Source organism: Collinsella aerofaciens ATCC 25986, assembly GCF_964237925.1.
GTDB lineage: Bacteria > Actinomycetota > Coriobacteriia > Coriobacteriales > Coriobacteriaceae > Collinsella > Collinsella aerofaciens_BJ.
The window spans coordinates 41,849-64,651 of record NZ_CAXSKI010000014.1; the positions used below are offsets into that span (position 1 = coordinate 41,849).

17 protein-coding genes and 1 riboswitch are annotated in these 22,803 nt (G+C 61.1%); of the genes, 5 read left to right on the forward strand and 12 right to left on the reverse strand.

From position 1 onward, the window contains the following. Nucleotides 1-73: 73 nt before the first annotated feature. Nucleotides 74-164, forward strand: a riboswitch (SAM riboswitch). Nucleotides 165-172: 8 nt separating this feature from the next. Further along, nucleotides 173-595 (forward strand): hypothetical protein, encoded by a 423-nt coding sequence (locus ACESWY_RS07580; RefSeq protein ID WP_373093829.1) that lies wholly within the window; start codon nucleotides 173-175, stop codon nucleotides 593-595. Between the two features lie 110 nt (nucleotides 596-705). Here the strand turns inward: ACESWY_RS07580 and ACESWY_RS07585 are convergent, their stop codons facing one another. From ACESWY_RS07585 to ACESWY_RS07600, 4 genes are all read right to left on the reverse strand, one after another. Further along, nucleotides 706-1,440, reverse strand: coding sequence for a 3'-5' exonuclease (locus ACESWY_RS07585; protein ID WP_373093827.1), 735 nt, complete (start codon nucleotides 1,438-1,440; stop codon nucleotides 706-708). A 458-nt stretch (nucleotides 1,441-1,898) separates the two neighbouring features. Then, nucleotides 1,899-2,105 carry a hypothetical protein gene (locus ACESWY_RS07590; RefSeq protein ID WP_373093825.1) on the reverse strand — a complete coding sequence of 69 codons (207 nt, stop codon included), beginning with the start codon at nucleotides 2,103-2,105 and terminating at the stop codon, nucleotides 1,899-1,901. Further along, a complete protein-coding gene (locus ACESWY_RS07595) occupies nucleotides 2,081-2,242 on the reverse strand; it encodes a hypothetical protein (protein WP_161144910.1) in 162 nt (53 codons plus the stop codon). The genes ACESWY_RS07590 and ACESWY_RS07595 overlap by 25 nt, the downstream gene beginning before the upstream one ends. A gap of 183 nt (nucleotides 2,243-2,425) precedes the next feature. Then, complete coding sequence (locus ACESWY_RS07600; protein WP_373093823.1) at nucleotides 2,426-3,817, reverse strand: ATP-binding protein; 1,392 nt, start codon at nucleotides 3,815-3,817, stop codon at nucleotides 2,426-2,428. Between the two features lie 592 nt (nucleotides 3,818-4,409). Between ACESWY_RS07600 and ACESWY_RS07605 the strand changes: the two genes are divergently transcribed. Further along, a complete protein-coding gene (locus ACESWY_RS07605; protein ID WP_373093821.1) occupies nucleotides 4,410-5,408 on the forward strand; it encodes a hypothetical protein in 999 nt (332 codons plus the stop codon). Nucleotides 5,409-5,833: 425 nt separating this feature from the next. Here the strand turns inward: ACESWY_RS07605 and xdh are convergent, their stop codons facing one another. From xdh to ACESWY_RS07630, 5 genes are all read right to left on the reverse strand, one after another. Then, nucleotides 5,834-8,611, reverse strand: a complete 2,778-nt coding sequence (xdh, locus tag ACESWY_RS07610) for a selenium-dependent xanthine dehydrogenase (protein ID WP_373093819.1) — start codon at nucleotides 8,609-8,611, stop codon at nucleotides 5,834-5,836. A gap of 12 nt (nucleotides 8,612-8,623) precedes the next feature. Continuing rightward, on the reverse strand, nucleotides 8,624-9,103 hold the full coding sequence (locus ACESWY_RS07615; protein WP_055252516.1) for a 4Fe-4S binding protein: 480 nt from the start codon (nucleotides 9,101-9,103) through the stop codon (nucleotides 8,624-8,626). Nucleotides 9,104-9,114: 11 nt separating this feature from the next. After that, on the reverse strand, nucleotides 9,115-12,114 hold the full coding sequence (ygfK, locus tag ACESWY_RS07620) for a putative selenate reductase subunit YgfK (protein WP_373093817.1): 3,000 nt from the start codon (nucleotides 12,112-12,114) through the stop codon (nucleotides 9,115-9,117). A gap of 148 nt (nucleotides 12,115-12,262) precedes the next feature. After that, nucleotides 12,263-13,618, reverse strand: coding sequence for a putative aminohydrolase SsnA (gene ssnA, locus ACESWY_RS07625; protein WP_373093816.1), 1,356 nt, complete (start codon nucleotides 13,616-13,618; stop codon nucleotides 12,263-12,265). A 195-nt stretch (nucleotides 13,619-13,813) separates the two neighbouring features. Further along, nucleotides 13,814-15,208, reverse strand: a complete 1,395-nt coding sequence (locus ACESWY_RS07630; protein ID WP_373093815.1) for a uracil-xanthine permease family protein — start codon at nucleotides 15,206-15,208, stop codon at nucleotides 13,814-13,816. Nucleotides 15,209-15,559: 351 nt separating this feature from the next. On the opposite strand from ACESWY_RS07630, the gene ACESWY_RS07635 reads away from it, so the two are divergent. Further along, a complete protein-coding gene (locus tag ACESWY_RS07635; RefSeq protein ID WP_373093814.1) occupies nucleotides 15,560-16,216 on the forward strand; it encodes a helix-turn-helix transcriptional regulator in 657 nt (218 codons plus the stop codon). Between the two features lie 123 nt (nucleotides 16,217-16,339). On the opposite strand, the gene ACESWY_RS07640 is transcribed toward ACESWY_RS07635, so the two are convergent. Continuing rightward, nucleotides 16,340-16,717 carry a RidA family protein gene (locus ACESWY_RS07640; RefSeq protein ID WP_035137477.1) on the reverse strand — a complete coding sequence of 126 codons (378 nt, stop codon included), beginning with the start codon at nucleotides 16,715-16,717 and terminating at the stop codon, nucleotides 16,340-16,342. Between the two features lie 378 nt (nucleotides 16,718-17,095). Between ACESWY_RS07640 and ACESWY_RS07645 the strand changes: the two genes are divergently transcribed. Beyond that, nucleotides 17,096-19,591 carry a U32 family peptidase gene (locus tag ACESWY_RS07645; RefSeq protein WP_373093812.1) on the forward strand — a complete coding sequence of 832 codons (2,496 nt, stop codon included), beginning with the start codon at nucleotides 17,096-17,098 and terminating at the stop codon, nucleotides 19,589-19,591. 15 nt (nucleotides 19,592-19,606) lie between these two features. Then, nucleotides 19,607-20,266, forward strand: coding sequence for an RluA family pseudouridine synthase (locus ACESWY_RS07650; protein ID WP_373093810.1), 660 nt, complete (start codon nucleotides 19,607-19,609; stop codon nucleotides 20,264-20,266). 343 nt (nucleotides 20,267-20,609) lie between these two features. Here the strand turns inward: ACESWY_RS07650 and ACESWY_RS07655 are convergent, their stop codons facing one another. Together ACESWY_RS07655 and ACESWY_RS07660 are read right to left on the reverse strand one after the other, a co-directional pair. Next, a complete protein-coding gene (locus tag ACESWY_RS07655; protein ID WP_373093808.1) occupies nucleotides 20,610-21,356 on the reverse strand; it encodes a DeoR/GlpR family DNA-binding transcription regulator in 747 nt (248 codons plus the stop codon). A 3-nt stretch (nucleotides 21,357-21,359) separates the two neighbouring features. Then, complete coding sequence (locus tag ACESWY_RS07660; RefSeq protein ID WP_373093806.1) at nucleotides 21,360-22,439, reverse strand: Gfo/Idh/MocA family protein; 1,080 nt, start codon at nucleotides 22,437-22,439, stop codon at nucleotides 21,360-21,362. Between the last annotated feature and the right edge of the window lie 364 nt (nucleotides 22,440-22,803).

Genomic DNA, 22,803 nt, shown 5'->3' on the forward strand with positions numbered 1-22,803 from the left:
GCTTGATTTCTGTCCGTACACGTTGAGTCCGTACACGTTGATAGACTTCCTCTTGCCCGCAAGGAGCGGGCACGTTTTATCCAGAGTCGGGGCAGAGAGTTGGCTCCACGATCCCGACGCCAACCGGCCAAAAGGCACGGTGGCCCTGCCATCATCGATGAAAGGAGTCCGTATGGACAATTTCTCTGTGCGCAGCGAGCGCAACTTCCACAACCTGGCAGCCAAGCCAAAACGAATGCATCTTCTGGACAAGCAGAACGGCTACGCCTCGGCCATGGTCAAGAGCAGCCTCTCCCACCAGATGCGCTTCACGGTGCAAAAGCTCGAGAAAGAGTTCTGCGTTGCCGGCGACCCGCATGTGTTGCAGATCAAACTGTCCGGAGACGATTCGCGTGAGCCGTCTAGCTGGGAGCGGTTTGCCGATGGCGCGTGCGTTGCGGGCGGGTCGGGCATCTTTGCCCGCGAGTGCTTCTGCGAGGGAGCTGAGGTGTTTCTGGACCTGTGTCGCGACGCCGTACGCACAGCCGAGCTGCGGCAGTGGAGCGAAAGGGAGTATGAGCTGTTGAGTGCGGCCCGCGGGATTGCGATGGTGTAGGCAGACAGACCAGACAGCTCGTCATACTGGTTGACGCTTCGATTCAAACAGCAGTGCGAAGTCGCGCTTACAGCCCTGCCATGCCAAACCGAATGGCGTTCTCAAAAGGCCTACCTCCCCTCCGCCTTCAGCCTCAGCAGCAGGTCGCCCAGCTCGGGGCACTTGCTGGAAAGGCGCGTCTGGGCTCGCTCGCCCATCCCCCACCGCTGGCGGACTTCCTGGACGTGCGGGCTCACGCGGTAGTCCCCATCCATCACCTGCTTGAGCAGCTTGGCGGTCACGCGCGCATCGGCTAAGGCGCTGTGGGCGTGACCCGTCGACTCGTCGAACTCGATGCCAAACCACGTTGCCGCGTCACTCAAAGAGACGCACCCGTGGCTGCCCACGTCCATGATCGAAGTGTAAAACGCCTGCAGGTCGGCCCAGTCCGTAGGAAATGCGGAAAGGTCCATGTGCTTTGCCTGGCACTCGGTCATAAGCTGTCGATGATCCGCCCCGCTCCAGCAAACTATCTGGGCGGAGTAGCGACCGATCCAATCGCTGAGTCTTTTGATCACCACATAGAGCGGATCAGCCATCGCGGTGTCCACGGCCGATATCCCCGTAAGCTCGCGGACGGGAAACGCAACGCCTTCGGTAAATTCTGTCTGCACAAACTGCGAGAACTCGCCCATAACGTTGCCGCGGTTATCGAGCTTAACCGCGCCGACCTCGATAATCTCGTTGCGCAACCCGCGGCGCTGGCGCTGCCTTGGCACCGGCGCAAACTCAAAGTCCAGCACGATCTGGCGCGCAAAGTTCGTCGTATCGATAGCCGAGATACACGGCGTCTTTTTGTCTGGCACGGCGAGGGCCTTTCTCCGTCAGCTGCCGCCTGTTTCACAGGCAGCTACATTGCCGTAAGGATAGGCGCCCGTGCGGACATGAAGGCGGGACGCAATGCCACGCGCGCCAGGCACGCGCCACGCAGACAGCCCCAAAAGAGTCGCCCGCCTATTCGAATGTGTGAAAAAGATTTAGGCCCGGTGACTTGAATCAGCGGTCATCCCGGGCCCATCAGAGCTCGTAGAGCTCTTGGTTGCTTTGGTCTCGCTCTTCACGGCGCTTATCGAACTTTCCGAGGCACTCAAGCAGCATTCGAAGCATAACAAGTCGCTGCCATTAAGGCACCGACCTCTTGACCAAGCAACGGCGTTTCCCAGCTCTCCAGAACTTGGGCTGCCGTCAACTTTATTCTATCCGCGAGCATCTGGTTTACCAAATGGATTTTCGGTAAAGGAAGCACGGCACGCCCGCAAAACCACTACGCCCCAAGTGGCGCCATGGGGATCACCGCCACGCCGTCGTCGCGTGTGTAGGCAATGCTCCCCTTTCCAACCACGACCGCCAAAAACGCCGGCGCGGCATTCTGGGCGGCAGGATTGGAGAGCACTTTCCTCTCCAGCGCCTTGAGATTTCTCGCTCCATCGTCTGCTTTCGCATCACTCAGCTTGACCTCGATGGCTCCCATCCGCACAGGTCCTCGGTCAGCTTGAGCCTGTTGAAGAGATCCAGGTGCGCAGCGATGGTCCTCTCGTCGGGGCCCGTCTCACCGTACGAGGCGTCCTTTATGAGCGTCTTGTACGTGACAGCCTGGCTCTCGTTCATGGCAAGAGCTCGCAAAAGGCCGTGTGCAAGCTCGGGCGATCATGCGATATACGAAATTACGCCATTCTCAATGCTGTTTTTACGCCGTTCTCAATGTAGTTTTTACGCCATTTTCATTGTAGGTTTTACGCTTGGCATCCTTAGCGCGACCCATTCCGAGCAATCACATCAGAGCGCGCTTGGTTATCTCCGCTCGCACATCTCGGCAAACGAAATCAGCTTGGTATCTCCCCTGCTCGCCGCAGCTTCCTGACATCCTTGCGTAAAGCCACGCTTCGAGAAGATCACGTAGCTTTTATGCTGACGCCTAAAGAGCTCGCTTCGGTACACGAGCTTTTCCAGAACATCCTCGCCTGCCGGTTCGTTACGCCATTTGCACTCCGCAAAGAGCGTCGCGCCCTCTCCGTCGTCGACAATCAAATCGATCTCTTCCTGCGTACGCGTCCGATTGTCCGTTCCCCACCAACGGCCAACTGTTGCCGGCACCACACCAAGTTCGCCCGCGCGTGCGAGTTCGTACACGTATTGTCTGCATATAAGCTCAAAGACCGTACCCATGTAATCCGATACGTGCGGCTCAATACGCTTATACGCCATCTCGGCCATATCGTTTTGAATCAGCCCGATGCTCTGCGGAACAAACTTGTACCAGAACCTAAACATCTGGTCGCTCAGCAGATACACGGCTCGCTTATTGCTCGTCTCGTTTAGGGGCAGCTCGCGCTCGACAATCCCAAGCGACGCCAGCTTATCCACATAGCCCTTTACGTTGCTCGCAGGGATTCCCGTAGAGCTCGCAATCTCCGAGATCTTCGAGCGCCCCTGAGCAATTGCTTGCACGATTGCATCATATTGCTCGGGATTGCGGCACTCTTGCAATAGCAGGTTACTCGGCTCCTCAAAGAGATAGCCCGTAGGAGTAAGAAAAAGACGTTTGATGTTGTCCTTGAGCGGTGCGACAGGATCGACTTTCTCGATATATGCAGGAATGCCGCCCGTCATGCCATAGCAAACCGCAGCGTCTTCGCGACTCATGCCCTGCCACAGGCCGAGGGTCGTCGTAAAATCGAGCGGCATGATCTTAAACTGGGCCGTACGTCTACCGTATAGCGGACTCTCGTAGCCCAGCACCTGCTCTTCCATGAACGAAAGCGACGACCCGCACAGGATAAGCATGAGCTTGGTCTCTTTGTACAGGTGATCAATCTTATCTTGCAGCAACGAGCTGATCTCGGGATTCGATTGGGCGAGATAGGGATACTCGTCAATCACGACAATCAAACGTTCCGTGCGAGCCATGGTGGCCAATGCATCGAACGCCTCGTCAAAGCTACGAAACGACACGCCCGCAGCACCAACGGAGCCCGCAAGTATCGCTTGGCTAAAGCCATGCAGGTTTGCCTCCGCATTGGTACGACGAGCCTGAAAGTAAATAGCCTTCTTGCCTTGGATGAACTCTGTGATAAGGCGCGTTTTACCCACACGACGGCGGCCGTAAATCACAGGCATCTCAAAGGAGCCCGTGCCATACAGTCGATTGAGCTCGGACATTTCCGTTGTTCTTCCGATAAACACAGGGCCATCCTTCCTTTACGTTATAGCTAGCTATATTATATCTTCCTATAATATAGCTAGCTATAACGTAATTCGACAAGCGACGCACGCAAAAGGGGCGGTACCCCACCGCATGTGGACCGTTCCGGAAAATGTATCCCGTTCTGGAGCCAAAAACTGGGCCGTAGTTTCCGCCAAACATGTCATCCGGAAAGCGCTTCCCGCTCTGAGCCTGAATTCTGGGATGCACTTTCCGCTGAAGCTTCTACCGGAAAATGCATCCCATTCCGAGCGCTCATTCCGGGTCACAATTTCCGCAGATACAAGGCGACAGTCCGCCGCCCTTATCACATACCTTCAAATATGCGATCCAGAAACACAAAACAGCAGATAGAATGCTCTTTTTTCAAAAAGTACACGTCCCGAAACTTACCAAGACTTCATATCCAGCTACCGTTCACGGTCGCCGATTACCGCTCACCGATTCAAACAAGAAAAATGTCGCCAAAAGCAGGTCATCTACCTGCATGGTTAGATTTTGGTCAGCTTTTGGTCAGCTGAGCGGCAAGTTCCAGCTGATACGTTTTTGCTACCCAAAAGGAGGCGGTAGCTCATGACCCATTGCAACGACCAGCTCATCGACCAACTGCTCACTCAAGCCGAACAAGAGGGGCGCTGTCTGATTCCCCCGAGCACGGCGATCCGAAAAGCGCTCCTTCGGCGCACCGGCGGCACGGTTGTCTCGCCCATGCCGGGGTTGTTTGCGCGAAAAACGCACTGGGATGAACTCAACCGAGCGCAACGCCATTGCGAGATCCTCCGCGCCCTTGCGATCATCCATCCCGATTGGACGTTCTGCTCGTTTTCGGCAGCTTGCCTGCTGGGGCTCGAGGTCTCGTGGCGACACCTGAACGTCGTGCATGTTTGCAGCTCGACAAAGCCGTCGGCTCGTCCGGGCGCACATATTCAGCGACACCAGATTGAGCCGGCCGGAGCAATACGCAGAGCCGGCATATCGGTAACGCCGCCCATCCAAACGGCCACAGATTGCCTGCTGCAAACTGGTTTTGCCGACGGCATGCCCATTGCCGATTCGGCGATCTCAAAGCTCGGCCTTGCGTCGGAACAGCTGATGGAGGCCGTTGAGCAACGAGCGACTGCCCGCAATGGTCGCGCGATTCGCACCGCCCTCACAACGCTTCGATATGCCGACGCCCGCGCCGAGAGCGGCGGGGAATCGGTCGCCCGAGCCATCATGATCGAGACGGGCTTTGCGCCCGACTGGCTTCAATACGAGCTGACGGACCCCTTCGATTCGGCCAAGCCCATACGAACGGACTTTGCCTGGGAGCGCCAGGCGCGGGAACTCACGCTGGGCGAGCTCGACGGGCTCATCAAATATACCGACCAGACCATGCTGGCCGGACGCACCACCGCCGAGGCGCTCGTTGCCGAACGACAGCGCGAGGCGCACCTATCGCTCTACGGCCACCCTCTGCTGCGCTTTACCATGAACGAGGTCCGCTCGGCAGGAATGCTCGCCAAAAAGCTGCAGACGGCAGGCATCCGGCAGACCGCGCTGCCGACGTGGCTCAACGACGTGGAGCTGTAGGAGCTGCTAGGCCGTGCATCGCCGGATCGCATCCCCCCTATCTGGGCCGCGTTTTCCCAACGGCCACGCCAACGGAAAGCGCGGCCCAGCCTGGACGCTCAAAACGGGATGCACTTTCCGGATGGCGGGCCTGGCGGAAAGCGTGTCCCGGAATCAGGTCTCGGAACGGGTCGTGCTTTCCGGTTGAGTCCTTCAGCGGAAACCGCATCCCGGAATAAACGCTCAAACTGGGATGCACTTTCCAAACGGCCGGCCAGCGGAAAACACATCCCATTCTGAGGCACGATTCCGGGACGCAGCTTCCGCATGCGGAGGCGCTCCAAACAAAAGGCCCCGGCTCGCGATGGAGCTGGGGCCAAAGGCGCGGCATATGCAGTTGGTGTTGAGCGCGAACAGCCCGTCAGCAATGCTGTCCGCACCCTACCCTACCCGCGGCGACGGGCGCGGCTGTAGGGCGTATCCACCATGGGCAGATCTGGACGTAGTTTGCCGTCAAACGCGCGGTAGGCGTTCTGCACGGCGGGCGCCGTGGGGATCGTTGCGATCTCGCCGATGCCCTTGCCGCCGTATGCCACGGGCAACAGCTCGTCCTTCTCCACGTAGATAGCGTGGATATCCGGAATCTCGGATGCACGGAACAGCCCGAGCGTACCGTACCTTGCCTGGGGCACGCAGTCCTTGAGCGGCCAGTCCTCGGTAAGTGCGTAACCCATACCCATGAGCACACCGCCTTCGATCTGACCCTGGATGGAGATGGGGTTGACCACCTTGCCGGAATCGTGCGCGGCGTAGACCTCGCTCACGCGGCCGTCATCATCCAGAATGACCACATGCGTGGCAAAGCCGTAGCAGATGTGGCTCTTGGGATTGGGAACGTCGGCGCCCAGTTTGTCGGTCGGCTCCAGGTACACGTAGCCAAACTCGCATCCCTCGAGCGCCTTGATGGCGGCCGCGGGATCCTGAGGGTGCATACCCTGGCCGGCGACGAGTTCCTGCGTGTGCAGCTGATAGGCGCGGCCGTCGTCATACTCGATCTTGACGCCGTCGCCATGCGCACTCACGGGAGCGGCGGGCGCAGACTTGCCGGCCTCGATATCAAGCATGGCATCGCGCAGCAGGAAGGCGGCACCGCGCACGGCCTCGCCGGTCACGACCGTCTGACGCGAGCCAGACGTGGTGCCGGAGTCGGGAGCGTTCTCGGTGGAGCACTCGCCGTTGGCGATGCAGCGAAGCGGCAGGCCGCATGCCTCGGCAACGTCTTGCAAAAAGACGGTGTTACAGCCCTGGCCAATGTCGGACGTGGCGGCATAGACCACGGCCGCGCCGTTCTCGATGCGAATCTTGCAGCGGCCGGCATCGGGCAGGCCCACGCCCACGCCGGCGTTCTTCATGGCGCAGGCAATGCCGGCGTGTCCGGGATGCGCATAGTAGGCATCCTTGACCTCGAGCAGTGTCTCCTTCAGCGCCGTGGAGCAGTCGGCAATCTGACCGTTGGGCAAAACCTCGCCCGGCTCGATGGCGTTGCGGTAGCGAATCTCCCACGGATCCAGGCCGACCTTCTCGGCCAGCAGGTCGATTAGGCTCTCGAGCGCAAACTCGGACTGGCAGACGCCAAAGCCACGGTACGCGCCGGCGGGCGGGTTGTTGGTGTAGTAGCCATAACCGCGAATGTCGGTGTTCTGGTACTTGTAGGGGCCGACAGCATGCGTGCAAGCGCGCTCGAGCACCGGGCCGCACAGCGACGCGTAGGCGCCGGTATCAAAGTTGATCTCGCAATCCAGGCCGGTAAAGTTGCCCTCGGCGTCGCAGCCCAGTGTAAAGGTGCCGTCCATGGCATGACGCTTGGGATGGAAAGCGAGTGACTCGGCACGCGTGAGCTTGCACTTCACAGGACGCTGGAACTTATAGGCGGCGAGCGCGGCCAGGTGCTGGATGGACACGTCCTCCTTGCCGCCAAAGCCGCCACCCACGAGCATAGTCTCTACAACCACACGCTCGGGCTCGCTATCCCAGCCAAACATGTGGGCGCACTCTTTACGCGTATCGTAGGCGCCCTGGTCGGTCGACTGCACCTTGACGCCGTTCTTGTACGGGAAGGCAACGGCGCACTCGGGCTCCAAGAAGGCATGCTCGGTAAAGGGCGTGGTAAAGCGCTGCGTCACGGTGAACGCGCTTTCGGCCAGCGCCTTGGCGGCGTCGCCGCGCGTCACATGACGGCTCTGGCACACGTTGTCCTTGAGCTCCACTGTGTTGCCAAAGGCAAAGAAGCTGTCGTGCAGGCGCGGGGCGTCGGCGGCCCTGGCCTCAACAATGTTGCGCACGGGCTCCAGCGGCTCGTAGTCAATCTTTACGAGCTTCTTGGCCTTCTCGAGCGTCGCCTCGTCCTCGGCGACCACCAGCACGATGGCATCGCCCACGCAGCGGGTGATATCGCCCTGAGCGATCATGACGTCCCAGTCCTGGATAAGGTGGCCGACCTGGTTGACCGGCACGTCCTCGGCGCGCAGGATGCCCACCACACCGGGCAGGGCCTCGGCCTTGGAGGTGTCGATGGAGAGCACGCGGGCGCGCGGATACTTGGAGCGCACGGCGCTGGCATAGGTCAGGCCCGGCTGATCGAGCTCGTCGATGTCGTCGGGATACTTGCCCTCGCCGAGCACCTTCTTGCGCACGTCAATACGGAAGGCGCGCTTGCCCACGCCGTAGTCATCGCCACGCTCCAGGTCCTCGTCGATCTGCTTTTCGCCGCGGAGCACCGCAGCGGCCAGCGAGATGCCCTCGATAATCTTTTTGTAGCCGGTGCAACGGCAGACATTGCCGCGAATGGCGTACTTGATCTGTTCCTCGGTGGGCTCGGGGTCCTCGGCGATGAGCGCCGCACCCGCCATGACCATGCCTGGGATACAAAAACCGCACTGCACGGCGCCCACGGCGCCAAAGGCGTACACAAAGGCCTCGCGCACGTCCTCGGGCAGGCCCTCGACGGTCACGATGTTGCGGCCGGCGGCAAGAGCGGTGGTCAGCACGCACGCCTTGACGGCCGCACCGTCCACATGGATGGTGCAGGTACCGCAGGCGCCCTCGGAGCAGCCGTCCTTGGCGGAATGGATGTGCAGGTCGTCGCGCAGGTAGCGCAGCAGCGGCTTGTTCTGCGTCGTCGTGCGCTCGACGCCGTTAACGGTAAAAGTGAATTCCTGTGCCATGGTGATTCCCTTCTACACGCCGGCGGCGATGCCGGTGCGGTCGTGGATGGCGCCATGCGGGCAGACGACGGCGCACATGCCGCACGACAGGCAATCCGCACCGTCGATATGGGCGCAGTTGTCCTCGATGCGGATAGCGCCGGCAGGGCACTTTTTGGCGCACATGCCGCAACCGATGCAGCTCGTATCGCAAATCTTACGGGCGATGGCGCCCTTATCGGTGTTGTTGCAGCGCACCAGGATATTCTGGTAGCCGGGAACGAAGGCAATCACGCGCTGCGGGCACGCCATGCCGCACAGGCCACAGCCCGTGCACTTTGAGCGATCCACGCGGGCGATGCCATCGACCAGCGCAATGGCACCGTGGGGGCAGGCCGTGACGCAGGCGCCACAGCCAATGCAGCCTTCGCTGCAGCGGGCGTCGCCGCCTGCGGAGGCGCAACCGCTTCCGCAGGCAACGTAGGCCACGTTATGTTGAATGGATTTGGCCATAAGAGACTCGCCTATTTCTTAAGGAGATACGGATAGTTGTCGCGCACAGCCCTGATGGTCAGGCGGACGGCCTCGGGAAGGCCGGTGTTGACGGCATCGACCGAGACGGTGCGGACCGTGCCGGCGACGCGGACCTTAAAGTGGTCCTCGTCCACAGCCAGGAAGCCCTCGTTCTCGGAGTTCTCCATGTCCTGCTCGCTCCAGAACAGGGTGAGCTTGTCCTTGTAGGGACGGCCCTCCTGGTAGGGGCAGAACACAGCGCAGTTGCCGCACTCGTTGCACATGCCGTCGACGTGGACGACCTGATGCTTGGCGAGACCCGGCACCTTAATGGCAACGTTGGCGCGGTTGGGGCACACATCGCAGCAGACCTCGCACACCGAGCCGCAGCCCAGGCAGCGGGTTTTGGTGCAGTTGCGCTTGTCGCGGCACAGCGATCCCTTGCGCTCGTAGCAGGTGTCCTCGCGACCGGCCTGCTCGTTGCAGTCGGCGTACTTGTTAAAGTCCACACCGGCAATGGCACGGGCAACCTCGGCGGCGTCGGCGATAGCCTCGACCACGGTGGCCGGACCGCGACGGCAATCGCCTGCAGCCCAGACGCCCTCGACGCCGGTGGAGGTGGCGGCAAGGCGACCGCGACGGTCGTGTTCGACGCCCGCGGCATCGTACAGGCTGGCATCGATGCCCTCGCCCACGGCGCAGATCACCGTGGTGGCGGAAAGCTCGACGGTCTCGCCCGTGGCGACGGGGCTGCGACGGCCGCTTGCATCCGGCTCACCGAGCTCCATAACATCGCAGGTCAGCACGGCGCCGTTGAGTGCCTTGGGCGCCAGCAGCTCGCAGAACTCAACGCCGTCGGCAAGAGCAAGATCGAGCTCCTCCTCGTCGGCGGGCATCTGCTTCTTGGTACGGCGATACACCAGGCGCACGTTCTTCACGCCGGCCAGGCGCTTGGCCACGCGGGCCGCGTCCATGGCGGTGTTGCCGGCGCCAATGACCACGACATCCTCGCCCAACTCGAGTTTCTCGCCCTTCTTGGCGGCCTCGAGGAACTCCAGCACGTCGAGCTCGGCACCCTCGCCCAGACCCGCAGAGCCGGGCATCCAGGCACCGGTGGCCACGACCACGTCGGTAAAGCCCTGGGCCTTGAGCTCGTCAATAGAATCCACGCGAGCATTGAGCTGCACCTTGGCGCCAAAGGCCAGGCAGAGCTCGGCATCGTGGGAGATATCATCGCTCGCAATGCGGAACTCAGGAATCACGTGGCGGACCACGCCGCCGAGTGAATCGCGGGCCTCAAAGATAGTGACGGGCACGCCGGCGCGCGTCAGGAAGAACGCCGTCGCCAGGCCGGCCGGGCCGCCGCCGATAACGGCAACGTTGCGCTCACCGTCGTTGGCGATGGCCTGGGCGCGCAGCTTGGGCAGCACGGCGGTTATGGCCTCGCGGGCGGCCTTGAGCTTGCTGGCGCGGATCTGGGCGCCCTCGGGCTCGTAAAACGCACGCTCGCAGGCACGACCGCAGGGATGCGGGCAGATGGTGCCGGTAATGAACGGCAGGGCGTTGCGCTCGATGATGATGTTGAGTGCGTCCTCGAAGCGGCCCTCGTCAACAGCCGCCAGATAGGCGGGGATATCCTGCTGGATGGGGCAGCTCGTGCGGCACGGCGTGGTAAAGCAGTCGGAAAGCGGGCTCTTGCCGGCGACCTTGCGATCGGGCAGCGGGCGCAGCGGCTTCTTGTAGAGCGGGTTGGTGAGCGAATCAGTCTGGATCGCGGTCACGGCGTCGAGAGAGACGCCCGCGAACGGTTTGCCGTCCAGGTCGGCAAACTCGCCGGCCATCTGGCTAAAGCGCTCGTAACCGCCGGGCTTGAGCACGTCGGTCGCCAGGGTGACGGGCCAAATGCCGGCGTCATACAGGGCGCGGATGTTGTAGACCGTGGCGCCGCCGGAGTAGCTGATGCGCAGCTTGCCATCGAACTGCTCGGTAATGCGGCGAGCAGCCTCGATGGTCAGCGAGAACAGCGAACGGCCGGACATGTACATCTCGGTGGAGGGCAGCTCGTTCCTCGTCACGTCGACGGGGAACGTGTTGGTCAGCTTGACGCCAAACTCCAGGCCGCGCTCGGCACACAGGGCAATCAGGCGCTCGAACATGGGCACGGCGTCGGCCCATTGCAGGTCCTCGCGGAAGTGCGTATCGTCGAAGACGATGTAGTCAAAGCCCAGCTCGTTCAGACGCTGGCGGGCAAACTCATAGCCCAGCAGCGTGGGGTTGCACTTGATGTAGGTGTTGAGGCCCTTCTCGGTGATCAGATAGGTCGCGATGCGCTCGATCTCGGCGGGCGGGCAGCCGTGCAGGGTAGACTCGGTGATGGAGTTGGAGACGCGTGCCGGGATGGATTCGACAAACGCGGCGTCGACATGCTCAAACTTGTCCAGGTTGGCAAGCGCCCATGCGCGGCACTCATTCCAGACGTCGGAGCCGCTGGCGTCCTTCATGCCCTCGATGTAGGCGTCGACCTTGGGGTTCTTGATGCCCTCGAGGTCATAGCCCACGGACATGTTAAAGACAAAGCCGTCCGGGCTGCCCAGGCCGTACTCGCGAGCGATCAGGTGGCAGGCAAACCATGCCTTCACGTACTCGGCAAAGGCCTGCGGAACCTCGAGCTCGGTCGACCACTCGCAGTTGTAGCACTCGTCCTGCGCCACAATGCAGGGCTTGTTCACACACTTGGAGAGCTCCTCGCCGTCCATAACCTGGACGGTCTTGAGCTCAAAGAAGCGGGAACCGGCCACGTAGGATGCCACGATGTTCTGGGCAAGCTGCGTATTGGGGCCGGCGGCCGGGCCAAACGGAGTCTCGATGCGCTCGTCAAAAATGGGAAGCGCACCCTCCTGATTGGTCGTGACCATCTTACGCACGCCAAAGATGGCGTCCTGAGTCTTGTGCTCCTCGATGATCCAGTTCATCAGCTGCGAAAACGGGATCGGCCTCATGATGTCGCTCATAGTGAGCTCCTCTCTGTAACGCCCGGCGAGACCGCGCGGCGGGCGCAAATACGGTGTAGCGCTAGCACAGCGCCGACGACCCCGCGGAGGTCGCCTATACGCGCGTCGGATGCGGCGAAACATCCGGCGCGCGTGAATCTACTTGTAATTAGTAGGTGCGATCGTTGAGCGTGCTCCAGAGCTTCTTGGACTCAGCCATGGTCCACGCGTTGATCTTGTCCTCATCAATGCCAACGAACTCGCGATCCTTGTACAGGACGCGGCCGTTGATGATGGTGGTGCGGCAGTTTTTGCCCATCATGCCAAAGAGCATGTGGCCGTCGATGTTCTCCTCGCTCAGCGGCGTAAAGGGCTTGTAGTCCATAACGATGACGTCGGCGGCAGCGCCGGCCTCGAGCACGCCGAGCTTGCGATCGAAGTACTTGCTCGCCATCTTGGCGTTGTTCTCGAACAGCATCGTCATGGCCTCGCACCAGCCCACGTTGGGCATGGCGGCGTTGTGGCGCTGAATGATCAGGAAGACCTTGAGGCTCTCGAGCATATCGTGGGTGTAGGCGTCGGTGCCCATGCACACGGGAATGCCGCGGCGGAAGAACTCGAGCACGGGAGCGCAGCCCACGGCGTTGCCCATATTGGATTCGGGGTTGTTGACGAGCCAGGTGCCGGACTCCTTGACGATATCCATCTCGGCAGGCGTCACGTGGATGCAGTGGCCGAGCATGGTGTCGGGACCCAGCAGGTTGTGCTGCAGCAGGCGCTCGACGGGGCTGATGCCGCCGCGGTTGAGGCGGGAATCCCACACATCGTTCATGCCCTCGCACACATGGATATGGAAGCCGGTCAGGCCGTTGTTGGCCTCGGCCATCTTGTCCATGGTCTCGTCCGACAGCGTAAAGGTGGCGTGACCGCCAAACATGGCGGCGATCATGTGGTTGTCGTTATCGCGACGCTCCTTGGCGGCCCACTGGGCAAATTCGGCGTTCTCGGCAATGGCCTGGTCGCATTTTTCCTGGCCGCGGCGATCCGAGACCTCGTAGCACAGGCACGAACGCATGCCCAGCTCCTGAGCTGCATCCTTAATGGTAAAGAGGCTTCCCGGGATCTCGCAGAAGCTCGCATGGTGATCGAAGATCGTGGTGACGCCATCGCGGATGGAGTCAAGAATCGTGGCATAGGCGCTGGCCTTGGTGCCGTCGAGCGTCAGGTTGTCGTCGATCTTCCACCACTGCTGCTCAAGATTCTCCAGGAAGTTGGTGGGGTTGCAGCCCTTAATGGCAAGGCCGCGGGCCAGACCCGAGTAGATGTGGGTGTGGCAGTTGATGAGTCCGGGCATGATGAGGTTGCCCTGGGCGTCGACGTACTCGGCATCCGGGTACTTGGCCTTGAGCTCGCACTCGGGGCCCACTTCGACGATCGTATCTCCGTCAATGGCGACCGCACCGTTTGGAATGAACGGGGCCTGCGCGTTGCGGGTAAAGACGGAACCGTTAGCGACCAGAAGCATGGATGCTCCCTTCAACATCAGGGGCGGGGTTTGACACCTCTGACATGGCGGAGTGCGAAGCGCCGGCCTACACCGGAAACGGGCCCTCTCCCGTCAACGCTTCACCAAAGGGACAAGCCCTTTGAAGTGCGGCTTGGCGCCGCATGGCGTCGGCGGACGAGGCGATGCGTCCGCCGACGAATAGCACCGAATTGGTTACTTCTTGCTCTCGGGCAAGACCAGATCCACGGCAGCGTCCTTGGCAGCATCGATGTGCTGAGCCACGACCGGCGTCTGCGGAAGGATCAGGTTAAGGACAATGGCCATGATGGCGGTGGGGGTTACGGCATTGGAGCCGATGACGGTGGACACCCAGGCGGGCATACCCTCGCCGGCAAGGCAACCGCTGGCCATCCAGATACCCAGGCCAAAGACGACGGAGGTACCGACGATGGTGGTAGTGCGCTGCGTGAGGCCCTCGCGGGTGAACATGCGCACGCCGTTCATGGTGATGGTGCCAAAGACACCGACGGTCGCGCCGCCGATGACGGGCTGCGGGATAGCGGAAAGGACGGCAGAAAGCTGCGGGAACAGACCGGCGATGGCAAAGACGGCCGCGATGATCACAAAGACCCACTTGTTGACGACCTTGTTGGAGCAGATGATGCCCACGTTCTGGCCAAGGGCGCTGGTGGGAAGACCGCCCAGCAGGCCGCCGACCATAGAGGTGAGGCCCTGGGACACGATAGCGCCGGAGAGCTCGCGCTCGGTGGGCATACGGTCGATGGAGCCCAGGCAGGCGGCGGACACGTCACCGATAACCTGGATGGCAACCATGGGGAACACGACGGCGAGGGTAATGCAGACCTCGGGATCAAACTCGAGCGCGTAGGGCATGAGCTTGGGAAGGGCGAAGACCTGAGCGGTGGCGACGCTGGAGAAGTCGATCATGCCAAAGGGGATCGAAACGATCATGCCAACGATCATGCCAAAGAACACGGACCCCAGCTTGAGCGTGCCCTTGCCAAAGTTGGCGAGCGCAAAGACCACGGCGAAGGTGATAAGAGCGACGCACCAGGCCTGCGGAGTGCCCCACAGCGGCGTACCCATACCGCCGGCCATATACTTGACGGCCGTGGGATACAGCGAAACGCCGATGGAGAAGATGACCGTACCGGTCACGACGGGCGGGAACAGCCACTTAATCTTGCTGTAGGCCAGACCAAAAAGGACCGCAACGGCACCGCCGACGATCTCGCCGCCCAGCAACGCACCAAAGCTAAAGCCCGAGGCACCCATGGCCTGCAGGGCCGGCAGGAACGCGAACGAAACGCCCATGACGATGGGCAGGCCGCCGCCGATACGACGGAAGGGAGCGAAGGCCTGAAGGGCCGTGTCGATTGCCGAAAGAATGAGCGCAACCTGAATGATGTCGGTGCTCTGCTGGCTATTAAAGCCGTAGACGCCGGCCATGATGACCGCCGGGGTAATGATGCCGGCAAACGATGCCAGTACGTGCTGAAGGGCACACGGGATCATTTCCTTAACGGGAGGCACGCCTTCGCGAGTGAACAGGGCTTCAGTGCCGTTCGTAACCGTCTCCTGGGTCATTTGACCACCAATCCTCGAAATAGTTGTTTTCGCATCTAACGCTCTATTGTGACGCAGTGCGGGGTTGAGGTTGTGCCTTCGTTGCATATCGTATTAAAGATGATTCTCATTCTCAATAATAATTTTTTGTTATCAGACTATTCTTCAGCTGAGATAACGCATTTCCGCAGGTCAGGAAAGTGTCTGGTCAAAATAACATCTTACTTTTCTTTTGGTCAACCGTTTACCGCTAAATTCCTACCGTTCGTCTGTATTACGCAATGTACCTGCGGATATACGAGATGATGAGCAGCGTGTTACCATGATAAAAAATTGTTATGAACACTTCGATAGAACCAAAAGGAGTTGCCCGTGAACGAGACCGTACGTCGCTTTTTGCCGATGGTCGATTTCCTGGAGCAGATACTCGGCAAAAACAGCGAAATCGTGCTGCACGATTTCTCGGATCCCGACCACGCCATCGTCGATATTCGCAACGGCATCGTGAGCGGCCGCAAGGTCGGCGGTCCCGCCACCGATCTGGCACTCAAGATCATGCACGACGCCAAGTATCGCGACCTGCCGTTTATTACGGGCTACGAGGGACGCGGTGCCGGTGGCAAGACGCTGGAGTCGGCGACGTACTTTATCCGTGAGGACAACAAGATCGTCGGCATGCTTTGCGTCAACACCGATCTTTCCACGATACGCTCCATCAACGCCATGACTCAGCAGCTCATGGCCTGCTTCGACGCTGTGCCAAGGCAGTCGGAGCCCGCGTCTATCGAGGTCGAAAGTCTTTCGGAGTCTACGCAGGAGCTCATCGACCGCAGTATTTCCGAGTTGCTGAGCGCGCGCGGGCTGGATGTAGCGTCGCTTGGTCAGAGCGACCGCGTTGACGTCATTCGCCACCTCAACGGCAACGGGGTGTTTATGCTCAAGGGCGCCGTGGCCTGCGCCGCCACCGCGCTGGGTATCTCGGAGCCCAGCGTCTACCGCTACCTGCAAAAAGTCCGCAAGGAAGGCTAAACGTTAACCCTTGGGGACGGAGGGAAACGGATCATTTTTGTCGCATCGCTTGACAAAAGACCCTGCAGTTCACACGCACTGCAGGGTCTTTTTTGCATGTCATGTTTTGTTTTCGCCAGCGTCTTAGAGAGCGGCGACGACCTCGATCTCGACCAGACCGCCGGCCGGAAGAGCGGCAACCTGGAAAGCGCTGCGCGCGGGGAACGGAGCCTCGAACTTGGAAGCGTAGATCTCGTTCACGGCAGCGAAGTCGGCGATGTCGGCCAGGTAGACCGTAGTCTTGACGACATCGGCAAAGGTGGCGCCGGCAGCGGTCAGCAGGGCCTCGACGTTAGCAAGGGACTGCTTAGCCTGGGCCTCGACGCCCTCGGGCATCTTGCCGGTTGCGGGGTCGATGCCCAGCTGGCCGGACAGGAACACCATGTTGCCGGTCTGGATGCCGGGGGAATACGGGCCGATGGCTGCAGGTGCGTTATCGGAAGACACGACGGTCTTGCTCATGTTTTTCTCCTTACGATCAGATAGAGAGCGTGAGCGCGGCGTTCACACCGGGAGGCACAATTCGGTCTGAACACCGCGCTTGATTTGGGATAGTACTCAAGGTTTCCGCGCGATGCAAGATTATTATCACGTTGCGAGAATATTTTATCGCTCAACGGCGCCTGTCGACCGCTGAACGGCACGACCGGACGGTGAAGCTCAAAATGATCCGTTTCCCTCCGTCCCCATCGGATCAGGTGATCCATAGGGGACGGAGGGAAACGGATCATTTTTGCTGCAAGGGCTGCTGAAGACTTTATCCTGCTTGGGCCACAGGGCTCGTCCGCCGCAACAGCACCACTATACTTTTGAGTATCTGAGCATTTTGAAAGGCAGGATATGACCGTAACCGCCAGTCGAACCACCAACCGCAGACCCGAGCTCTTGGCGCCCGCCGGAGGGCCCGAGCCCTTTGCCGCCGCACTCGCCGCCGGGGCAGACGCCATCTACTGCGGCATGGGCAGCTTCAACGCCCGCCGCAAGGCCACCAACTTTACCGACGAGGCCTTTGAGCAGGCCTGCCGTGCTGCACACCTGGCCGGGTCGCGCGTCTACGTCACGGTCAACATCGTCATCAAGCAGTCCGAGATGGGCGATGCGCTGCAACTCATCCATCGCTGCTCCACGCTGGGCGCCGACGCCTTCATCATCCAGGACTGGGGCCTGTTCTTTGAGGTCAAGCGCACCATGCCCGGCATCGAGACGCATATCTCGACCCAAGCGAACATCCATGACGACCGCGGAACCCTTTGGTGCCGCGAGCAGGGCGCCGACCGCGTGACCCTCTCGCGCGAGCTTTCCATCGACGAGATTGCCGCCATTCACGATGCCGCGCCCGATGTGGACCTTGAGGTCTTTAGCCACGGCGCCATCTGCTTTTGCTACTCGGGTCTGTGCCTGCTGTCGAGCTTTGCTATGGCGGGCCGCTCGGCCAACCGCGGCATGTGCGCTCAGCCCTGTCGCCTGCCTTACGAGCTGATCGACGAGAACGGCCGCGCGCTCTCCCCCGCCGGCCGCGAGCGCGCGCTATGCCCGCGCGACACCAACACTTCGCAGCTTGTTCGCCGTCTGTATGACGCCGGTGCCGCATCGCTCAAGCTCGAGGGCCGCATGAAGGCGCCCGATTACGTGTACTCCATCGTTGATGTGTATCGTCACGAAATTGATGACATGCTGGCAGGGGTCGCCGTTGCCAAGGACGAGGAAGCCGCCCGCCAGCGCCAGCTCAAGCGCTGCTTCAACCGCGACTTTACGCACGCCTATCAGGACGGCACCTCGGGCGACGAGATGATGAGCTACGAGCGCTCCAACAACCGCGGCCAGATCGTGGGCACGGTGCTGGGCAGCCGCCCGGCCAACCGCGATGTGCGAGGCCTCAAGCCCGACGACCGCCGTCGACGTGCCGCCATCGCCCGTATTGAGCTGTTTGAGCCCGTGGGCAAGGGCGACCTGCTGGAGCTTCGCCACGACGATGAGTTCGACCAATTCCTGACCACCATTGCCGCCGATGATGCCGCAGCCGGCGATATCATCGAGTGCCGCGTGCCCCGTAGCATGCCCGAGGGTTGCCGTGTGCGCGTGATTCGCAGTCAACGCGCCATTGACGCTGCCGGCGCCGCGCTCAAGCGCGATGTGCTGCGCCGCCGCGCCGTAGATGTGTCCGTCGTGGCGCGTCTGGGCGAGCCGTTTACCGTTACGCTCACCTGCTGCGACGACCCCGCGCTTACCGCCACCGCCACCGGCTTTACCGTCGAGGCCGCCAAGACCCGCGCCGTCGAGGCGGCAGACCTGGTTGAGCATGTGGGCCGCATGGGCTCTTCGCCCTTTGAGGCAGCGAGCTTTGACATTTCGCTCGACGCCGGCTGCGGTATGGGCTTCTCCGCCGTGCACAAGGTGCGCGCCGCCGCCTGTAAAGCGCTCGAGGAGGCCATTCTGGCACCGTACGAGGAGCGTGCGAAAACGCTCGAGTTGCCGGCGATTGTAACCAGTGATTCCCGCCCCGCGCCCGAGCATTACCGCGATGAGCCGCAGATTTGCGCCGCCGTCACCTCGCTCGAAGCCGCCGAGGCAGCGCGCGTGGAGGGTGCAACGCGCATCTACATGACCACCGACGCGCTCGATGCGGCCGGGCTCTCCCCCGCCGATGCATTTGAGCAGGGTATCGTGCCTGTACTCGACGAGGTCTGCCGCGCCGTCGACCACGAGCGCGTCGATCTCTGGATCAATGCTGGAGCCACCGTCGCCGTCGGCAATATCTCCGAGCTCGCCGTAGCCGCGCATGCCGGCGCCACGGCCGAGATTCGCTCTTGCCTGCCGGTGCACAACACGCCCTGCATGGAGGCGCTTGCCGAGCGCGGAGCCGGTGCGTTTTGGCTCTCGCCCGAAATCACGCTCGACGAGATTGTCTCGCTCGGCGCCGCCGCGCCCGCGGCTCTGGGCATCACCGTCTTTGGCCGCCCGCGCGTCATGACAAGCGAGCACTGCATTCTGCAGGTTGCCAACGGCTGCATCCACGATTGCGCCAACTGCCGCCTGCGCGCCCGCAAGCTCTCGCTCAAGAATATCGACGGAAAGGTCATGCCCGTCCGCACCGACATCCACGGCCGCTCTCGCCTGTACGATGCCTACCCCATCGACCTCACGCCGCAGGTCCCTCAGCTGCTCGATGCCGGCGTGCGTCGTCTCATGGTAGACGGAACGCTGCTCGAGACGGATGAGGTGGGCCGTGCCGTCGCCCGCGTCCGTCGTGCCATCGAAGCAGCGCAGGCCGGCCGTAAGCCCGCCGCCCGTCTGCGCGGGGCGACCTCGGGCTGCATGTTTGTGGGAATCAGCTAACCGAAAGGCTTACACGTGAACGAAGAACCTCAAGTCCTCTACTGCGACGCCTGGCTCATGGCCATCGACAAGCCCGCCGGCATGATCGTCCACGGCGACGGCACCGGCGAGCGCACGCTTACCGACTACGCCAGCGACCTGCTGCTGGCGATGGGCGACGGCTTTGCCGCGACCGACATGCAGCCGCTCAACCGCCTGGACCGCGACACCACCGGCGTAGTGCTGTTTTCGCTCGACAAGCAGACGCAGCCCGCCTTTGACCAGATGGTCATCGACCACGCATTCGGAAAGCACTACCTGGCGCTCGCCGAGGGCAAGATCGACTGGAACGAAAAGCTCATCGACAAGCCCATCGCCCGCGACCGCCACGACAGCCGCAAGATGCGCGTCGGCGCCAGCGGCAAGCCGTCTCAAACGCGCGTGAAGGTGCTCAAGCGTCTTAAGAGCCGTCGTGGCCTGCCCACGCGCTCGTATATCGATGTCGAGCTGCTCACCGGCCGCAAGCACCAAATCCGCGTGCACCTGGCAAGCGAGCGTCATCCCCTGGTTGGCGACGAGCTCTACGGCACGCCGCGTCCCTGCGGCCTGATGCTCCATGCCCACAGCGTGTCCTTTACGCATCCCGTAACCGGCGAGCACATCCACATCGAAGCCCCCTGCCCCTGGGAGCCCTAAACCACCACAATGGGGACAGGCACCTTTGTGGTGGTTTTGCCGCAATGGCCCAGCCGCGGTCCCAAAACGTCTCGATCTGTAACAGTTAGAGCCCATTTTCCGGTCTATCTGTTACAGATCGAGACATTCGAATCCCCCTTAAGGGAAAATCTCAATCTGTAACAATGACTCGGCAAAATCGGTCCCAGATGTTACAGATTTAGACTAAACCGGTAGACAACGAAAGCGGCAACGCCCGTAATGGACGTTGCCGCTTTTCTATTGAGAAAACTATTCGGTTTTCGTTACTAACCACCACAATGGGGACAGGCACCTTTGTGGTGGTTTTGGCCTTGTCCCATCGCTAGACCGTGATGACGTTGTCCATCGACTGGTACTTGGCTGGCACCTCACCCGCGGTAATAATCGTTGCGTCGCGGAAGTCCGCAAACTTGACGGGCGCCACCATGCCAAATTTGCTGGCGTCCGAGATTACGAAGCGTTTGGCGGTATGGCGCATCGAGACACGCTTGACCTGCGCTTCCTCGATATCCGGTGTGGTGAGACCTTGCTCGGCGGCGATGCCATTGGAACCCCAAAAGCCGCAGTTGAAGTTATAGCGGTCCAGAGTTGCCAAGGCATCGGGGCCGACGAGCGCCTCGGTCTCGGGCTTGAGCTCGCCGCCCAGCACAACGGTGCGCATCCCGCGCAGGGCGAGATGCTGAGCGTGAAGCACGGAATCAGTCACATAGGTGACGCCCTCAAGGCGCGGAAGATGCTCGATGAGCTTGAGGGTCGTGGAGCCCGAATCGATATACACAAAGCTATCGGGCTCCACCAGGGCCGCAGCACGGGCGCAGATGCGCTCCTTGTCATCGTTATGGAGATCACTGCGCTCGCCGATCGTCAGGTCGCGCGTCACATGCGCGCGCTCCAGACTCGTCGCGCCTCCGTGTACCTTGGCGATACGGTGTGCGCGGTCGAGCGTCTGCAGGTCGCGCCGAATGGTAGACGCCGTCACGCCCAGGGCCTCAGCAAGCTCCGGCACGGTAACCGAGCCGGCCTGCTGCACCATCGACACGATCGCGTTGAGCCTATCTTCCGCAAGCATCGCTTACTCCTCCTCGGGGTACACGACTCCCCAATCGGCGCGGAGCTTGGTCATCAGATCCATAACATCAGAAGCATAGCCTAGAAGCTCGCGCTTCGAATCATCGCCAGCAACGGCCTTCTCCAGGTCGGCCATCTCGTAGCACAGTGCGTAGGCTTCGGTGCCAGCGTGGACCTCCTCACGGTGACCGTCCGCAGTCCACACGATGGTCGCATGGTCGGCGCGCGGATACTCGTTGACCTCGATATAGCACTTATCGAAACTGATGACCGAGCGCTTGGGCTGTTTGGAGTGGAGCGTAAGGCTCACGACGCCCAGCTGCTGCTCAGCATTACGGCAGACAATGCCACCCGCAACGTCAACGCCAGTCTCGCAGGTATTGCCCAGCGAGACGACCTCGGCGGGTTGGCTGGCCATAAACAGGCGCATGACGGAGAGCGCATACACGCCAATGTCGAGCATGGCGCCGCCGGCAAGGCTACGGTTGTAGAAACGATTGGTCAGATCGCCGTACTCCTTGTAGCTGCCAAAGTTGAGCTGAGCGAGATTCATGTGGCCAAACTCGCCAGCATCCATGCGACGGCGCAGCTCCTGATACAGCGGCATGTGAAGCACCGTGGTGGCGTCCATAAGGACCACGTTGTGCTCGTCGGCGATGGCACGGGCCTCGTCGAGCTCGGCAGAGTTAAGGGTAATGGCCTTCTCGCAGAGCACATGCTTGCCGGCGGCCAACGCGGCACGCAGATAGGTGATATGCGTGTTGTGCGGCGTGGTGATATAGACGGCGTCGATGTCCGGATCGGCGTAGAGGTCCTCAACCGTCTCGTACACCTTCTCGACGCCATACTGCTCGGCAAAAGACTGGGCCTTGGACAGCGTACGGTTGGCGACACCCGCGAGTTTGCGGCCGGCCAGAGCGAGGGACTGGGCCATCTGGTTGGCGATAACGCCGCACCCGATCACGGCCCAGCGGAGCTCGGGGGCCGTAAAGATATCATCGGGGAACGGCTGATCCTGGACCGAGGCAAACGCCGCCTTTGCGGCTGCCTCGGCGTCGAGCGGAGCCTGTTTGGAATCTGCCATCATGTGCCTCCTGAGTCATCGAAGGTTCTTCATTTCTAACAGCCCTATATTCGCACAATTGCGCGCGTATTTGCTCGTATTTGCGTGTCTATTTGCTTTTCAGTCACTATTTAGCCATAGTTTGCGCATGTTTGCGCCGTTACACGCATTATCGCGCAATAATATGCGCATAAATGCGCGTGCGAAAGTCCTTGCGAAACATAAAGGGGCGAAAAAACAAAGCCCTAAAAGACAGACACTATGACCCAATCCGAGGGCACTAAAAAGATAGGAGCCCCCGCTCGTGGCCGCGGGTCGGGGCTGCGACAATGATGTTGAAGTGCCATAGGCGCAGCCGCGCCGCAACGAGGTTGGGAGGCTCCCA